The 12,899-nt window shown below is 64.5% G+C and carries 12 protein-coding genes; 4 read left to right on the forward strand and 8 right to left on the reverse strand.

Going from position 1 to position 12,899, the window contains the following annotated elements:
- Positions 1-1,509, reverse strand: coding sequence for a ribonuclease H-like domain-containing protein (locus ACJYUO_RS10235; RefSeq protein ID WP_494345269.1), 1,509 nt, complete (start codon positions 1,507-1,509; stop codon positions 1-3).
- Between the two features lie 61 nt (positions 1,510-1,570).
- Positions 1,571-1,921, reverse strand: coding sequence for a thioredoxin family protein (locus tag ACJYUO_RS10240; RefSeq protein WP_494345270.1), 351 nt, complete (start codon positions 1,919-1,921; stop codon positions 1,571-1,573).
- 200 nt (positions 1,922-2,121) lie between these two features.
- On the opposite strand from ACJYUO_RS10240, the gene ACJYUO_RS10245 reads away from it, so the two are divergent.
- Positions 2,122-2,469, forward strand: a complete 348-nt coding sequence (locus tag ACJYUO_RS10245; RefSeq protein ID WP_494345271.1) for a DUF8106 domain-containing protein — start codon at positions 2,122-2,124, stop codon at positions 2,467-2,469.
- 240 nt (positions 2,470-2,709) lie between these two features.
- On the forward strand, positions 2,710-4,062 hold the full coding sequence (gene glnA / locus ACJYUO_RS10250; RefSeq protein WP_494345272.1) for a type I glutamate--ammonia ligase: 1,353 nt from the start codon (positions 2,710-2,712) through the stop codon (positions 4,060-4,062).
- A 134-nt stretch (positions 4,063-4,196) separates the two neighbouring features.
- Here glnA and ACJYUO_RS10255 read toward each other — a convergent pair whose 3' ends face one another.
- Positions 4,197-4,427 (reverse strand): MarR family transcriptional regulator, encoded by a 231-nt coding sequence (locus ACJYUO_RS10255; RefSeq protein WP_494345389.1) that lies wholly within the window; start codon positions 4,425-4,427, stop codon positions 4,197-4,199.
- A gap of 187 nt (positions 4,428-4,614) precedes the next feature.
- Here ACJYUO_RS10255 and ACJYUO_RS10260 point away from each other — a divergent pair, with 187 nt between their 5' ends.
- Positions 4,615-4,920, forward strand: coding sequence for a hypothetical protein (locus tag ACJYUO_RS10260; RefSeq protein ID WP_494345273.1), 306 nt, complete (start codon positions 4,615-4,617; stop codon positions 4,918-4,920).
- A 24-nt stretch (positions 4,921-4,944) separates the two neighbouring features.
- On the opposite strand, the gene ACJYUO_RS10265 is transcribed toward ACJYUO_RS10260, so the two are convergent.
- From ACJYUO_RS10265 to ACJYUO_RS10285, 5 genes are all read right to left on the reverse strand, one after another.
- The gene (locus ACJYUO_RS10265; RefSeq protein WP_494345274.1) at positions 4,945-5,790 is read right to left on the reverse strand and encodes a metallophosphoesterase; all 846 of its coding nucleotides are present in this window, start codon (positions 5,788-5,790) and stop codon (positions 4,945-4,947) included.
- 10 nt (positions 5,791-5,800) lie between these two features.
- Complete coding sequence (locus ACJYUO_RS10270; RefSeq protein WP_494345275.1) at positions 5,801-7,618, reverse strand: RPA family protein; 1,818 nt, start codon at positions 7,616-7,618, stop codon at positions 5,801-5,803.
- Entirely contained in the window at positions 7,615-8,889 is a 1,275-nt protein-coding gene (locus ACJYUO_RS10275; protein WP_494345276.1) for a Single-stranded DNA binding protein, read from the reverse strand. Before ACJYUO_RS10275 ends, ACJYUO_RS10270 begins: the two co-directional genes overlap by 4 nt.
- Positions 8,890-9,035: 146 nt before the next feature.
- Positions 9,036-9,863 (reverse strand): hypothetical protein, encoded by an 828-nt coding sequence (locus ACJYUO_RS10280; protein ID WP_494345277.1) that lies wholly within the window; start codon positions 9,861-9,863, stop codon positions 9,036-9,038.
- Between the two features lie 446 nt (positions 9,864-10,309).
- On the reverse strand, positions 10,310-11,305 hold the full coding sequence (locus tag ACJYUO_RS10285; RefSeq protein WP_494345278.1) for a PhoU domain-containing protein: 996 nt from the start codon (positions 11,303-11,305) through the stop codon (positions 10,310-10,312).
- A gap of 518 nt (positions 11,306-11,823) precedes the next feature.
- On the opposite strand from ACJYUO_RS10285, the gene ACJYUO_RS10290 reads away from it, so the two are divergent.
- A complete protein-coding gene (locus ACJYUO_RS10290; protein ID WP_494345279.1) occupies positions 11,824-12,882 on the forward strand; it encodes a PstS family phosphate ABC transporter substrate-binding protein in 1,059 nt (352 codons plus the stop codon).
- Positions 12,883-12,899 lie beyond the last annotated feature (17 nt).

A 12,899-nucleotide genomic window follows, 5' to 3' on the forward strand; every position in this document is an offset into this window, starting at 1 on the left:
TCAGAAGTCGGCGAGTCCGGTCTGGGTCGTCGAATCGTCCGTTGCTCGATCACCGTTCGCGCCGTGCTCAGTCGGCTCCTCGGTCGCGGGCGGGGCCGCGGCGATCGCGTCGTAGACCGCGGCCAGTTCGCGAACGTCGGCCTCGCAGTACCGACGCGCCGCGTCCCAGTCGATCCCGAAGTCGACTGGGGCGTCTGAGCCGCCGGTCGCACCGGAATCGGGACCGCTCGAGCCCTCGAGCAACCGCCGAATCCGCTCGGCGAGGGTCTTCCCGTCGAGGGACGCCGCGGCACCCGAGCGGTCGCAGCCGAGCGCGCTGGCCACGTCCTCGAGTCGATTAGTCCGACCCGGCAACACGGCGTTATCCTGTCGTACCGCCCAGTCGTAAGGATCGTAAGTGTACACGTTCTTGCGCCAATACTCGTGATACTCGGGCGCGTTGCGGGCGATGAACCGCTCGAGGTGTTCGTAGTCGAACGAGTGGCCGTTCCACGCGAGCAGCGACGGGGTCTCGTACTCGGCGGCCAGCCACGAGACGAACTCGCGGGTCGCCGCACCCGGGTCGTCGCGGGTCGGCTCGGTGTCGACGAAGTCGACGTAGGCGTCGCGTTCGGGATCGTAGACGCCGATTACCCAGATGATCGTCGGCTGAAGCCCGTCGGTTTCGATGTCGACGAACAGCGGCGTCGCTGCGTCGCTCGCCGGCGGGACCGGGTCGGTTGTTCGTCGAACCACGCGGGACTCGGCAAGCGCCCGTGCGCTGTCGGCGATTTCTCGAGCCGTCGACGCGCCGATACCGTCGATCGAACACAGCGCCGTTTCCGTCGCCTCGGCGACGGCCGTGCGCGTGTCGTATCCGTTCGCTCGAAGGCGTTCCGCCGTCGTCGGGCCGACGCCGGCGAGCGCCCGCAGCCCGAACCGGTCGGCCGGAACCGACGAGACCGCGACCGATCCCGTTCGATCGCAGGTGAGACCCGCGAGTTCCGCCTCGCCGGACCGACGGAGCGGGGCGACCCCCCGAACCGGCAACCGAACGGACTCGCCGTCGAGGGTCGTCTCCCAGACGTGGTCGTAACTCGCTGCAAGCGCGCCGGTGAGAAACGTCGGCTCCCCGCCCCCTCGAGACCGGTAGCGGGCGGCAGCCTCGAGACCGGCAAGGGTCGCCGCCAGCGAGACGGCGTCGGTCGTCGGCTCGAGGTCGTCACAGACAACGTAGTCGGCGTTCGGGTGGGTTTCGGCCGCGTCTGCGAGCAGCGCGGTCGAGTCCGCGAAGAGAAACGAAACGTCCCTGACGGCCTCCGTTTGGACTTCCGCGGGACCGGCGGCGGAGACGACCGGGCCGTCGAACAGACGCCGGAGACGGCTCACGATGCGGACGTCCGAGGACTCACGAACGACGTAGACGAGGGCCGGCTCGAAGTAGTCGACCACGTCGCGCAGCGCCGGCTCGCCGAGTTCGGCGACGGCGTCACAGCGCAACGCCAACAGATCGACACCCTCGGTGGACATAGGCGGGGCATAGCAGCGGGCGGGCATAAGGGTTCGTTGACGCGCGGTCCGGGAGCCCCGCTCAGTTAGCGTCGACAGCGTTCGGAACGTGAGTCTCGAGGAACTCGGTAACGGCGTCGCCGCCCTGAAACCCCTCCGCCAGTCGCGCGGTCTCGTCGCCGTTTTCGAACAGGATCAGCGTCGGGACCGACCGGATGTCGAACCGGTCGACGAGTTCGATATCGTCGCCGGGGTTAACCATCCCGATCGCGACGTCGGTCGCGCGGGCGACGTTCCCCAGTACCGGCTCCATCGCCTGACACAGCGCACAGCCGCTCGTGTAGAATTCGACGAGCGCCACGTCGTGGCGTTCCACGAAGGTCTCGAGGTCGTCGCCGGTCTCGAATCGGCTCGGTTTGCTGGTCGCGGCCATGAGTGAATGGATGGTCTCGCCGCGGAAACCTGTGACGGACGGTGTTCTGTCGTCGGCAGCGGTCGCCGGTGACGGCGATACGTCGGTCCGCCACCCTTCGGAATAAGTGACAGTGTCCGGGCGAAGATTCATCGGCGAACAGTATTGTGTGACCGGGTTTCGGAGTGCGACTTTATACGTGGCCGGCGTAGCCGCGCTCGATGACCCAGCCCGCATTCACCCGCGGCGACGGCGTGCCGGAACGGCGGAAAGACACGCTGTTTTGCTGGGAGTGTGACCACGCGAGTCCGATCGACGGCGACTGGCAGACACAGTCGCGGGAACGCCACGTCGCGTACGTCTGCCCGTCCTGTGAGACCACGCTCGCGAAGCGGCCGCGACACACCGACCCGTCGCCCGCTCGAGCACCGGCCCCGCTGGCGGCGTGGCGGCGCGCGCTTCGGACATCGATTGCGGTCTGGCGAGCGAGCATCGATGTCGCCGTCTCGAGTCTGACCGCAACGGCCGCGGTCGGCGCCGTCAGCGGCCGCACCTTCGAGACAGGGTAACCGGCCCGCGGAGGGGTGACGACGGCGGTAACGCGCGATTCGTCCCGGCGGACGACCCGGGCTCTCAAGGGGGCTCTCCACGACTATTCAATTCCGCTCGTATTTTTCAGCTAATGTCATCCTCACTCCGAATATCCCATATTATAACTTACGTTCGATCACTTCTATCTCTATTTGCGGATATTCGCCAACAACAGTAGAGTTTTAATAGTAGAATCCGTTGGCTTACGCGAGCAGAAGATGACGAACGGAAACTTAACCGCTGCGGAAGAAGACGTACTGGACGAGATCGACGAGGAGAACATCGATTTCCTGCGACTGCAGTTTACCGATATTCTCGGGACGGTCAAGAACGTCTCCGTGCCGGCCCGACAGGCCGAGAAGGCGTTCACCGAGGGGATCTATTTCGACGGTTCCTCGATCGAAGGCTTCGTTCGCATTCAGGAATCGGACATGCGGCTCAAGCCCGACCCCGAGACGTTCGCTGTCCTCCCGTGGCACGACCGCGAGGACGGCGCGTCGGCCCGCATGATCTGTGACGTCATCGATACCTCCACGGGCGAACCCTTCGAGGGTGACCCGCGCCGCGTGCTCAAGAACGCCCTCGAGCGCGCCGACGACCTGGGCTATACGGTCAACGCCGCGCCCGAGCCGGAGTTCTTCCTCTTCGAGGAGGACGAGGACGGCCGCGCGACGACGGAGACGGGCGACCACGGCGGGTACTTCGACCTCGCACCGAAAGACCTCGCCAGTGACGTTCGCCGCGACATCATCTACGGGCTCGAGGACATGGGCTTCGAGATCGAGGCGAGCCACCACGAGGTCGCGAAGGGGCAACACGAGATCAACTTCGAGTATGACGACGCCCTGACAACGGCGGACAACGTCGCCACGTTCCGGACCGTCGTCCGTGCGATCGCCGCCCAACACGACCAGCACGCGACCTTCATGCCCAAGCCGATCCCGCGTATCAACGGCTCGGGGATGCACACCCACCTCTCGCTGTTCGAGGACGGCGAGAACGCCTTCCACGACGGAGACGACGAGTTCGACCTCTCGGAAACGGCTCACTCCTTTATCGCCGGGATCCTCGAGCACGCGCCGGCGATCACGGCGATCTCGAACCCCACCGTCAACAGCTACAAGCGACTGGTGCCCGGCTACGAGGCACCCGTCTACGTCGCCTGGTCCGACCGAAACCGCTCGGCGCTGATCCGCAAACCGGCGGCCCGCGTCCCGGCTGCCTCGCGTGTCGAGGCCCGCTTCCCCGATCCGTCCTGTAACCCCTACCTCGCGCTCGCGGCGCTCATCCACGCCGGTCTCGACGGGGTCGAACGCGACCTCGACTGTCCGGATCCGGTCCGGGAGAACATCTACGAGTTCGACGAGGAAAAACGCGAAGAGTACGGTATCGACACGCTGCCGACGAACCTCGGCGAGGCCGTCGAGGCCCTAGAGGAAGACGAGGTCATCTACAACGCACTCGGCGAGCACGTCGGGCCGAAGTTCGTCGAAGCCAAGAGCCAAGAGTTCGAGGACTACCTCGTCGACGTCTCCGACTGGGAACTCGACCGCTACCTCGAGACGTTCTGAGCGGCCGTCAGACCACCACTCCGGTGGCGACGATTCCTGCGACCGCTGCGGCTTACTGCAATCGCTTCCGTTGTCACTGCTTCGTCGAGACCGACGCGAGAACTGCGACCCGCTTCGCTCGACCGTCGCTGCGATCAGTTCGCGACGTATGCCGAGTCCGCCTGCTCGACGTGGCCGGCACTCGAGAGGGAACTCAGCACGCTCAGCACGTCGAGTTTCTGCATCGCCAGTCGGTCCCCTAGTTCGTCGACCGTCGCGCCGTCGGTCGCCTCGAGATAGAGATAGACGAGTTTCGCGCTGGCTGATTCGATGTCGCGGGGAACGGGCTCGAGCCGAGTGTCGTGGCGGTGGGTTTGTGAGGCCATTGTCATCAGTGTCGACCTCGTTCCGGTATATAAATCTACACGTGGTTGGGGTACTAATGAATACTAGGACTCAATACGAAGCGCGTCAACAGGCCTCAAGTCGAGCCAGCGAATCGATCTCGAGGCGATCGACGAGTCCCGAATCAAAAGGCGATAGTTTACGGTTCTCAGCCTACCACCGGGAGACATGAGCGCAGACGAGCGGCCGACTGTGCCGACGGAACTCGATCGCACGGGTCGCGAGGCGCTACGAGAACTCGCGGCGCGAGAGCCGGCGACGCTCCGTACAGTGAGTACCTATCTCGAGGAGTTGGCGTCGTGGAAGTCACGCCGTGACGGGGCGGATGCGACGGCGGCAGCCGATCCGGAGACGTATCCCGACGGCGTCCCGGAGCGAGCGACCGTCTCGGTGACGGACATTGCTGGGACCGAATACTACTATTATCAGTGGCGCGAGGGCGACGAAATCAGGTCGACGACCGAGCGGCGGTAGCCAACCGCGACGGAACCGATCCCGCTATACCGATCTATACGGCCCGAGTCGCGTTCCGTCTACCAGATACGCCTCGCCCTCAGTCAGCCCCGCCGGGAGAAACGGCGAGAGAAACGACTGCCCGGTCACGTTGATCCACGTCCCGCCCACGAGGTCGTTGAACGCCGGCATCACGACCATACCCGGGGGCGATTCGTCCGCATCCTCGAGCCACGAGACGCCCTCGTAGTCGGGGCGGTCGCGAAACGGTTCGGGCTCGAGGCGGCCGCGCAGCCACGCGCGCTCGACGCGACTGCCGCCGACCTCGTCCTCGAGTCGCACGCAGGGGTGTTCGTGGCCCAGACAGAGCACGTCGCTCTCGAGGGCGGCCCGCGAGGGCCACGTGTGGCCGTGGCAGACGCCGATATCGCCGAGTGCGATGCCCTCGCCGGGGACGACGTCGACCGTCGCCTCGATGTCGTCGCCGTCCGCCAACCACGTCTCGATGCGGCCGTCGTGATTGCCCTTGACGACAGTGACCGCCAGATCCGCTCCGAAGGATTCGAACAGCACCTCGAGTTCGCCGCGTTCGGCCCCGCCCGGATCGCCGATCGAATGCATCAGATCGCCGAGAACGACCAGCCGATCGGGGTCGGTGCGCTCGAGCAGGGAGAGCAGTCGCTCCCGGCGGTCGGGTGCCCGACTGGGAACGTCGACACCGCGCTCGTATCGCAGCCCCGCCTCGTAGCCGGCGTGGTAGTCGGCGATGAGCAACGCGCGCTCGCTGCCGACTGCGGCTGTCGCGGCCGGTTCGCCGGGAACGGGTTCGACTCGAGGCGTCGGTGAGCCGGTTTCGGCCGCAGTGGGACGGGAACGGAGGTCGTCTCGCATCGCCGCCCGATCAGATCGCTTTCAGCGTCTCGTCGTCGGGCTCGTAACACTGGCCGCCCATCAGGGCATCCTGAATCGCGTCCTCGACTTCGTCGGCGGATGCGCCGGTGTCGTCGGCGACCGTCTCGATCAGCGCCGTCCGATCGGCACCGTCGCCGTCGTCGAGTTCCTGCATGGTCTCGACGACGTAGTCCTCGAGGTCGACATCCGCAGCCGGTTCGTCGTCACCGTCAGCGTCGTCGGGCACCTCGTCGTCGACGGGTTCTGTAGGCTCGGGATTGGTGGCCACCCATTCGTCGGTTTCCTCGATCTCGTCGGGCTCTTCGGCCTCGAGTCCGGATTCCGGCGGCGCACCGAGGTCGTCGTCGGCGTCGACTGGCTCGGTTCCGGTCGCGGTGTCGTCCGCTGTCGGCTCGGTCCCGGTCGAAGCCGATTCGGTCTCGCGGTCGCCCGCCTCGGCGTCTTCCGGCTCGGGAACGTCGATGTCGGCTTCGCCGGGTTCGTCGACCTCGCTGCCGGTCGTAAACTCAGCGCCGAACTCTTCCTCGAGTTGTTCGCGTTCCTCCTCGTCCATCTCGTACATGCTGTCGTCGACGTCGCCGGCGTCGAAGTCGTCGAGATCGTCGTCGGCGTCATCAGCGTCGTCGTCGGATGACTCCTCGACAACAGCGGTTTCCTCGACAGCGTCGTCCGTCGTTTCGGTCCCGGTATCGGAGTCGAGATCGACGGCGTCCGGTTCGTCGGCACTCGCTGCGCCATCGGTCGTCGTCTCGGCTTCGTCCGGTTCGGCCTCAGAGTCCGTAACGCCACTCGAGTCCGTGCCGCGATCGGCCTCGGCCGTGTCGCTCTCGAACTCTGTCGTCGCTGGTTCGCTCTCGAGGTCGGCGTCGATCTCCGTGCTCTCGGCAGCGTCTATGCCGTCGCTCGTCGCCGTTCCGGCCGCCGAGCCCGAGTGTGCGTCCTCCGGATCGGTTGCCGCCCCACTGCCGCCGGCCGCCGCTGCGACCGGCTCGGGTTCCGCTTCGGGTTCGGACTCCGACTCCGTCTCGGCCTCGAGCGCCTCGGTATCGACGCCCTCGAGATCCGCGAGCGACGCGAAGGTCGTGTCGTAGTCGGGGCTCGTCGCGTCCGGCGCGATTGTGAGTCCGCTCACCTGATCGCGCTCGCCGGCGACGACTTCGACCGCCTCGAGTGCGCACTCGCGCAGCGCCGCGAGATACGACGGCGTCGTTCCGTAGTGGTCCTGTGCGAGCGGAATCCCCGCTGCCAGACCGGATTCGATGCCGGCCTCGAGCAGGGCGTCAGTCAGCGCGTCGCCGGCGGCGTCAAGTTCGGCGGCTCCCGCGAAGGTACCGATTCGCGCGAGGGTCTGTTCGGCCGCGCTGACGACCCAGCGGTCCCGAGTGTCGGCGTCGACCGTCGCGATACTTTCCGGACGGATCGAAGTGTAGACCTGCTCCGAATCGTCGGGCTGGAAGGTTCGGGCCTTGCCCGTCACCGCGACGAAGGCGGGCGGTTCGGCCTGTTCGAGAAATGCCAGCTCGTCGGGCTGGTACTGGCCGGCGTAGACGACGAACGCGCCGGTCGGGTCGACGACGCGGGCCCGGACCATCTCGTCGTTGACCGACGTGACTTCGGTCAGCGTCCCGACGGCGAAGACGCGGTTGAGTCGCGCGCCGGTCGGCGTGATCACGTAGTTCGGGGCCCGCTCCTCGTCGCTCTCGGCGTAGGAGAGCGAGGCGTCGTCGTACTCCGCCGCGAAGAGCCGGTAGGCGAGCTCTCGCCCCGGCACCTCGTCGTCGGCATCGCCGTTTCCGTTCGCGCTCATGCGTCCACCTCCTCTAAGAATGCCGTCGCACGGGCGGCCGGATCGTCGTCGCTCTCCTCGAATATCTCGGCGTCTAAGTTCGCGCCGTACTCGTCGACCGAGAGGTGACCGCGAACGCGGTACTCGCGGCCGACGATTCGCTCGCGAATCCGGTCCGCGACGACCTCCTGGTCCATCGCCTCACGGGCCTGCTCTAAGGCGTCCTCGAGGGAGCCGCCGTAGACGCGCTCGGTGAGTTCGTCGTCGAGGACCACGGTGACAGTGCCGGTGCCGTCGTCGAGGATGCCCTTGACGCGCATGTCGTCGATTCCGTCGACATCGCCATGGGTCCGACACTGGCCCTTCTGGATGACGCGGTAACACTCCGGACAGCGCTGGATGAGTCCGGAGCCGTCCCGGACCGCTAAGAGGTTGCCGACGACTTCCACGTCGTAGATGCCGCCGGTGCCGACGGCGTCGCCGACGTCCATCGTCGAGGTGTTACTGCCGACGTCGATCTCCCGGTCGAGTGCGGTGACCGTCGAGAACTCGGAGACGTTGACCTCGGGGACGCCGCGGAACTCCTGGACGTAGGCGTTCTCGATGCGGACCGAGCCGCCGTCTTCGATCGCCGGGGCGGGGTCCCAGTTCGTGAAGGGCAGCCGACCGCTCTCGTCGCCGAAGACGCCGCTCAGGATGTCGGTTTCGCCGTCGCGGCCGTCGATCGTCTTGCGCTCGCACTCGAGGACCGAGACCTCGATGGTGACCGCGCGGTCGCCGGTTTGTAGGTCGGCCAGTCGGGCGTCGCCGCCGATCTCGTAGGGCACCTCGAGCGAGTCGTCTGCGAACGACAGCGACGTGCTCTCGCCGAGGTTGAGTTCGGGTTCGCCGTCCCACTCCCGGACGCCCGCGTTGCCCGCGGTGATCGTGTCGCCGGGCTCGAGGCCGAAGTCCTCCCACGCCGTGTAGTCGATGACGCCGGTCTCGTCGGCCAGTCGACCTTCCACGATGACGTGATCGGAGCCCTGATAGCGGATCGATCGCTCGCCGGCCGTCAGGACGACGCCCGTGACGGTGACCGAACCGTCGTCGGGCGTGATTTCGGCGATGTCCTTCGCCGACGGTGTGCTGCCACCGCCGCCGGAATCGTCGCCATACTTCCGTCGGAGGCTCTGTTTTGCCTCGTCGACCGGGACGCTGTACTCCACCAAGTTCTGCAGGTCGTCTTTGACCTCCTCTTTGGCAACACCGAGGTCGGAGGCGAGATCCTCGGCATGATCGTCGAGTTCCATCACTTGCCTTTCGAGTTGGGGGCATAAAAAGCGTTCCCGGAGGAGGGCAGAAGTGAATCGATCGGGGGCTTACTCGAGCCGTTCATCCTCCCGAAACTCTCAGAGAACGATGGGGTCTCCAACTCGTTCCGAAGAACACAGATACGCTACGGGTCCCGGCGGTCAAGATGGGCTTCGAGTGCCGCGACGACTGCTTCGTCGTCGATAAGATAGCGCTGGCACCGGATGTCGACGGAGGGTGCCGTCCGATGGAGGACGACTGCATCGGTGGTCACGCTGAAGCCATCGAACCGTGACCATGGAATGAGGCGACGGGAGACGAACCATCGCTCCTCTCTGCGCTGTTCTAGCCCCGCCGCTGTCGCGCGATACGTGCGCTCGGTACCCATTGAACGGAGCATGGATATGGGCACCAGTCCGGCTGGCAGGACGAAAGTCATTGCCCTCCAACCTATTTGCCAGACACCCAGTCCAGCAAGAAGGCCGACGACTGCGAGCGTGACGAGCATGAGCTTCTGCCGAGCGCAGTTCGGCCACCCTGCCCTCCACTTGACGGCGATGTCGGCGTCATCTACCGCCGCGTTCGCCAGTCGGGTGCGAGCCATGAGGACGAGGTGGCTTCCCAGTAACGTGGCTACAATCCCGAGGCAAAAGCCGACGAATCCAACGAGATTAGCCGCGCTGTCCGCTTGGAGGCCCGAAACAGCGAATGCGATGAACAGGAAGTAGCGAAAGGCATAGAGCCCTATTGGGAGGACGCCAACAGCGGGGACGAGGACCGCGACCCACGCGGAGTCAAACCACGCGACGAGTTCGCCCTGCCGGGAAACGACCCATGTGACAGCAATGGTGAGGGCTGTCCCCACTGCCGCGAGTGAACCGAGCGCGACTGGCCAACTTGCCACCTCCAGTCGCTGTACCACGATGAATAAGAGTGCCGGTGAGAGCAACGCGGCGACGTAGAGCCCGGCCACGAGACTGAACCATCCGTCCAGTCGCTCCGGCGTCTGGAGCGGTTCACGATTAGAATGAATCTGCATGTGCAGTTTGTATTTTTGTCTGACAATATGTTCTTCGATATGTGAGTTCTCGATTAAAATTCAGCATTCATAATGTAGACCCAATGAGGTTGCAACAGCGCCCTCGAGCGGAAAACACCGACCTCGAGGACTTCGTTTGCGCCGCTACCGGACGATACTGGGACACAGAAGACTGCCATAGCAACCGCTCAGGGTTGTTGGAAAGACGGGGTAGGTCAGTCAGGTGAACACTCGTGGAAACCACGTGTGCTGAAAGGTAACTGTCTGACCGTGCCGTCTACTTCCTACTCGCCGCTATCGGCATAAAACCCCTCCGGTACGCGGATCGATAATCGACTGGCCTCGTCACTGTCGCTACTGCAAGCGAGAGTGAATCGAATTCAGGGTCGCGGTGCCGCCTTCTGCAGGGCCGTCTCGGCGATGTTCCCGCCGTAGTCGGCGCTTCTGGACAGCGAGTCGACGATCAGTCCCAGCGACTGGGCTTGGACCGGCTCGAGGTCCCGAAGCAGGTCGTCGATCTGGCGCGTGTGCTCGTCGATCTCGAGGACGTTCTCCCGGGCGTCGTGCCCGAGCTGATTCGCCTCGTCGGTGTCGTCGGCAAACAGTGCGTCCATCGACTTCTCGAGAACCGTCGAGGCGTCGGCCTGCAGTTCCTCGAGCCCCTCGGCGACGGGCTCGGGAATCTCTCCGAGCTTGAGCGCGATGTTGCTGATCTTGGCCGCGTGGTCGGCCACGCGCTCGAGTTGCCGGGCGCTCGAGTGAAAGTCGAAGCAGTCCTCGCGGGGCACGCCGAGTTCCTCGGCGGCGCGGGGCGAGCGAAGCGTCGCACGGAAGATCCGCGAGACGACTAGCCAGAGCCGGTCGACGTCGTCGTCGCGTTCGATCACGTCGTGAGCGATGTCGTCGTCGTCCTCGATCAGCGCCCGCACGGCGTCCTCGAGCATCGATTGGGCGATCAGGCGCATGCGCGTGACGGCGTTGACGATCGAGAGTTCGGAGGAATCGAGCAGGTCCTGAATGACCACGCTGTCGGTCGTCTCCTCCAGTACTTCGACGCCGACCAACCCTTGGGTCGCGTCGCGGATCGCGCGGCGCTGGTCCGTCGTGATCCGGCCCGCCTCGAGCCTGATGATGTCGAAGCCGCTGACGTACATCGTCATCACGGCCCGGGTCAGGCGCTCGCCCTCGAGACTCGAGATATCGAGGCTCCCCTCCTGACGTTCGGTATCGCTCTGGGGAGTCAACAAGAGCGCGTCGTCTTCAGGGTAGAACTCGACGGTCGTCCCGGCGCTGACGTCGTTTTCGGTCGCCCACGTCTTCGGCAGCGAGACGGTGTACGTCGATCCGCCAGTCACCTGGACCTTGCGCGTCTCCATATTGCGGGGGTTTCGACCGCGCGGTCATAAATCTACGTGGATCTATAGAGAGGTATTCGAAGATCGGTATATCAGCGCCCATGGGTGCTTTCTGGACTGATTACAGAATGTAGTAGTATGTTCTAATACTGTTGTTTTGAGAGTGCACAATAGTGATATATAGATACAGTGGCGTTTGAGTATTTTCGAATGAAGGACGCTACCACGACAGTAGACGAATGTGTATACTGGCCGCGAAATCGTCTCGTGACACCAAGCCAGCGGTGACAGGTGCCGACTGCTCTACGACAAGTATTCGCTGTAACTACCGAGGCCAATACCACGAGCCCCGAAATAAGCGGAATCGCCTAGCGTTCGATGTTGGCTCATCCGAACCAATCGCGCATCATCGCCCGACGATATCGCGTTCCGATACCGTCTCTACCGGCGAAATAGTCCTATATAGGAATATGTGTTCACTGAGAAGTATATATGGTTCATAGCATCTCTTTTTTATACCGTCTCGAATCTACCACGTGATGGCAGACAACCAGTTCGGACGCGACGCAGTATCGCGACGGAAGTTTATCGCTGGAGCCGGCGTCGCCGGGACGATGGCGGTCGCCGGATGCACCGGGAGTGGCAGCGAAGGGAGTGGTACGGAATCGCTATCGGCCGATGGTTCCTCGACCGTCTATCCGATTACGAGCAAAGCGGGTTCGCTGTGGAACTCGAACCCGCCTGCCGACGACGAGGAGTACTGGGGTCCAGGTCAGTACGACATCGACACCGACGAGAACCTGGCCGATTACTGGGCCGGCCGCTACGGCTTCGAAGCGAATGACGACGGCAGTCCGCCGTTCGAGACATCGATCGGTCTGAACCACACCGGCGTCGGCCTCGAGAAACTCGAGAACGGGCAGGTCGACATCGGCGACGCGAGCGCTCCCGTGTCGGCGGAGTTCCCCGACCGGTCCGAGGAGGATCTCGAGCCGTTCGTCGACCACGTCGTCGCGGTCGACGCTCAGCCGATCATGGTGAGCAAGGCGGTCAAAGACGACGGTCTCGATCAGATCACGATCGAGGAAGTCCGAGGGATCTATCAGGGCGAAATCACTAACTGGTCCGACGTCGAAGCGTACGGCGGCTCGTCGAAGGAAATTCAGGTCATCGGTCGCGCCGAGGGGTCGGGGACCGACACCTCGTTCCGAGCCAATGTCCTCGGCGACCCGGACGCCGACATGTCAGTTGACGCCCGCAGGGGCGAGAACCAGCAGGTCCAGACCACGCTCGAGAACTCCGACAACGCCATCGCGTACGCCGGCCTCGCGTTCGTCTCGGATGCGGCCCCGATGGTCCCGCTCGTAATCGACGGCACGAAGTACACGCGAGAGCGGATGGCGGACACGAGCTACCCGCTCGCGCGTGACCTCCACTGCTACACCTGGGAGGATACCTCGAAGAAGGAGGCTGCCTTCATCCGGATGATCCTGCACCCCTACGGACAGGAGACATTCGTCGAGCCGGCGGACTACCTCCCGCTGACCGACGAGCGCCGGCAGAACCAGCTCGATAAGCTTCCCTCGCCGGATAACTAACTCGTGGGAACGGGGTA

It is taken from the genome of Natrinema sp. CRL1 (assembly GCF_059162405.1).

Bases quoted from the DNA above. Each gene is read 5' to 3' on its own strand.
- ACJYUO_RS10265 (WP_494345274.1), bottom strand. From the start codon at position 5,790: ATGCGAGACGACCTCCGTTCCCGTCCCACTGCGGCCGAAACCGGCTCA.
- ACJYUO_RS10285 (WP_494345278.1), bottom strand. From the start codon at position 11,305: ATGGAGACGCGCAAGGTCCAGGTGACTGGCGGATCGACGTACACCGTC.
- ACJYUO_RS10240 (WP_494345270.1), bottom strand. From the start codon at position 1,921: ATGGCCGCGACCAGCAAACCGAGCCGATTCGAGACCGGCGACGACCTC.
- ACJYUO_RS10255 (WP_494345389.1), bottom strand. From the start codon at position 4,427: ATGGCCTCACAAACCCACCGCCACGACACTCGGCTCGAGCCCGTTCCC.
- ACJYUO_RS10260 (WP_494345273.1), top strand. From the start codon at position 4,615: ATGAGCGCAGACGAGCGGCCGACTGTGCCGACGGAACTCGATCGCACG.
- ACJYUO_RS10290 (WP_494345279.1), top strand. From the start codon at position 11,824: ATGGCAGACAACCAGTTCGGACGCGACGCAGTATCGCGACGGAAGTTT.
- ACJYUO_RS10270 (WP_494345275.1), bottom strand. From the start codon at position 7,618: ATGAGCGCGAACGGAAACGGCGATGCCGACGACGAGGTGCCGGGGCGA.
- ACJYUO_RS10275 (WP_494345276.1), bottom strand. From the start codon at position 8,889: ATGGAACTCGACGATCATGCCGAGGATCTCGCCTCCGACCTCGGTGTT.
- glnA (WP_494345272.1), top strand. From the start codon at position 2,710: ATGACGAACGGAAACTTAACCGCTGCGGAAGAAGACGTACTGGACGAG.
- ACJYUO_RS10245 (WP_494345271.1), top strand. From the start codon at position 2,122: ATGACCCAGCCCGCATTCACCCGCGGCGACGGCGTGCCGGAACGGCGG.
- ACJYUO_RS10235 (WP_494345269.1), bottom strand. From the start codon at position 1,509: ATGTCCACCGAGGGTGTCGATCTGTTGGCGTTGCGCTGTGACGCCGTC.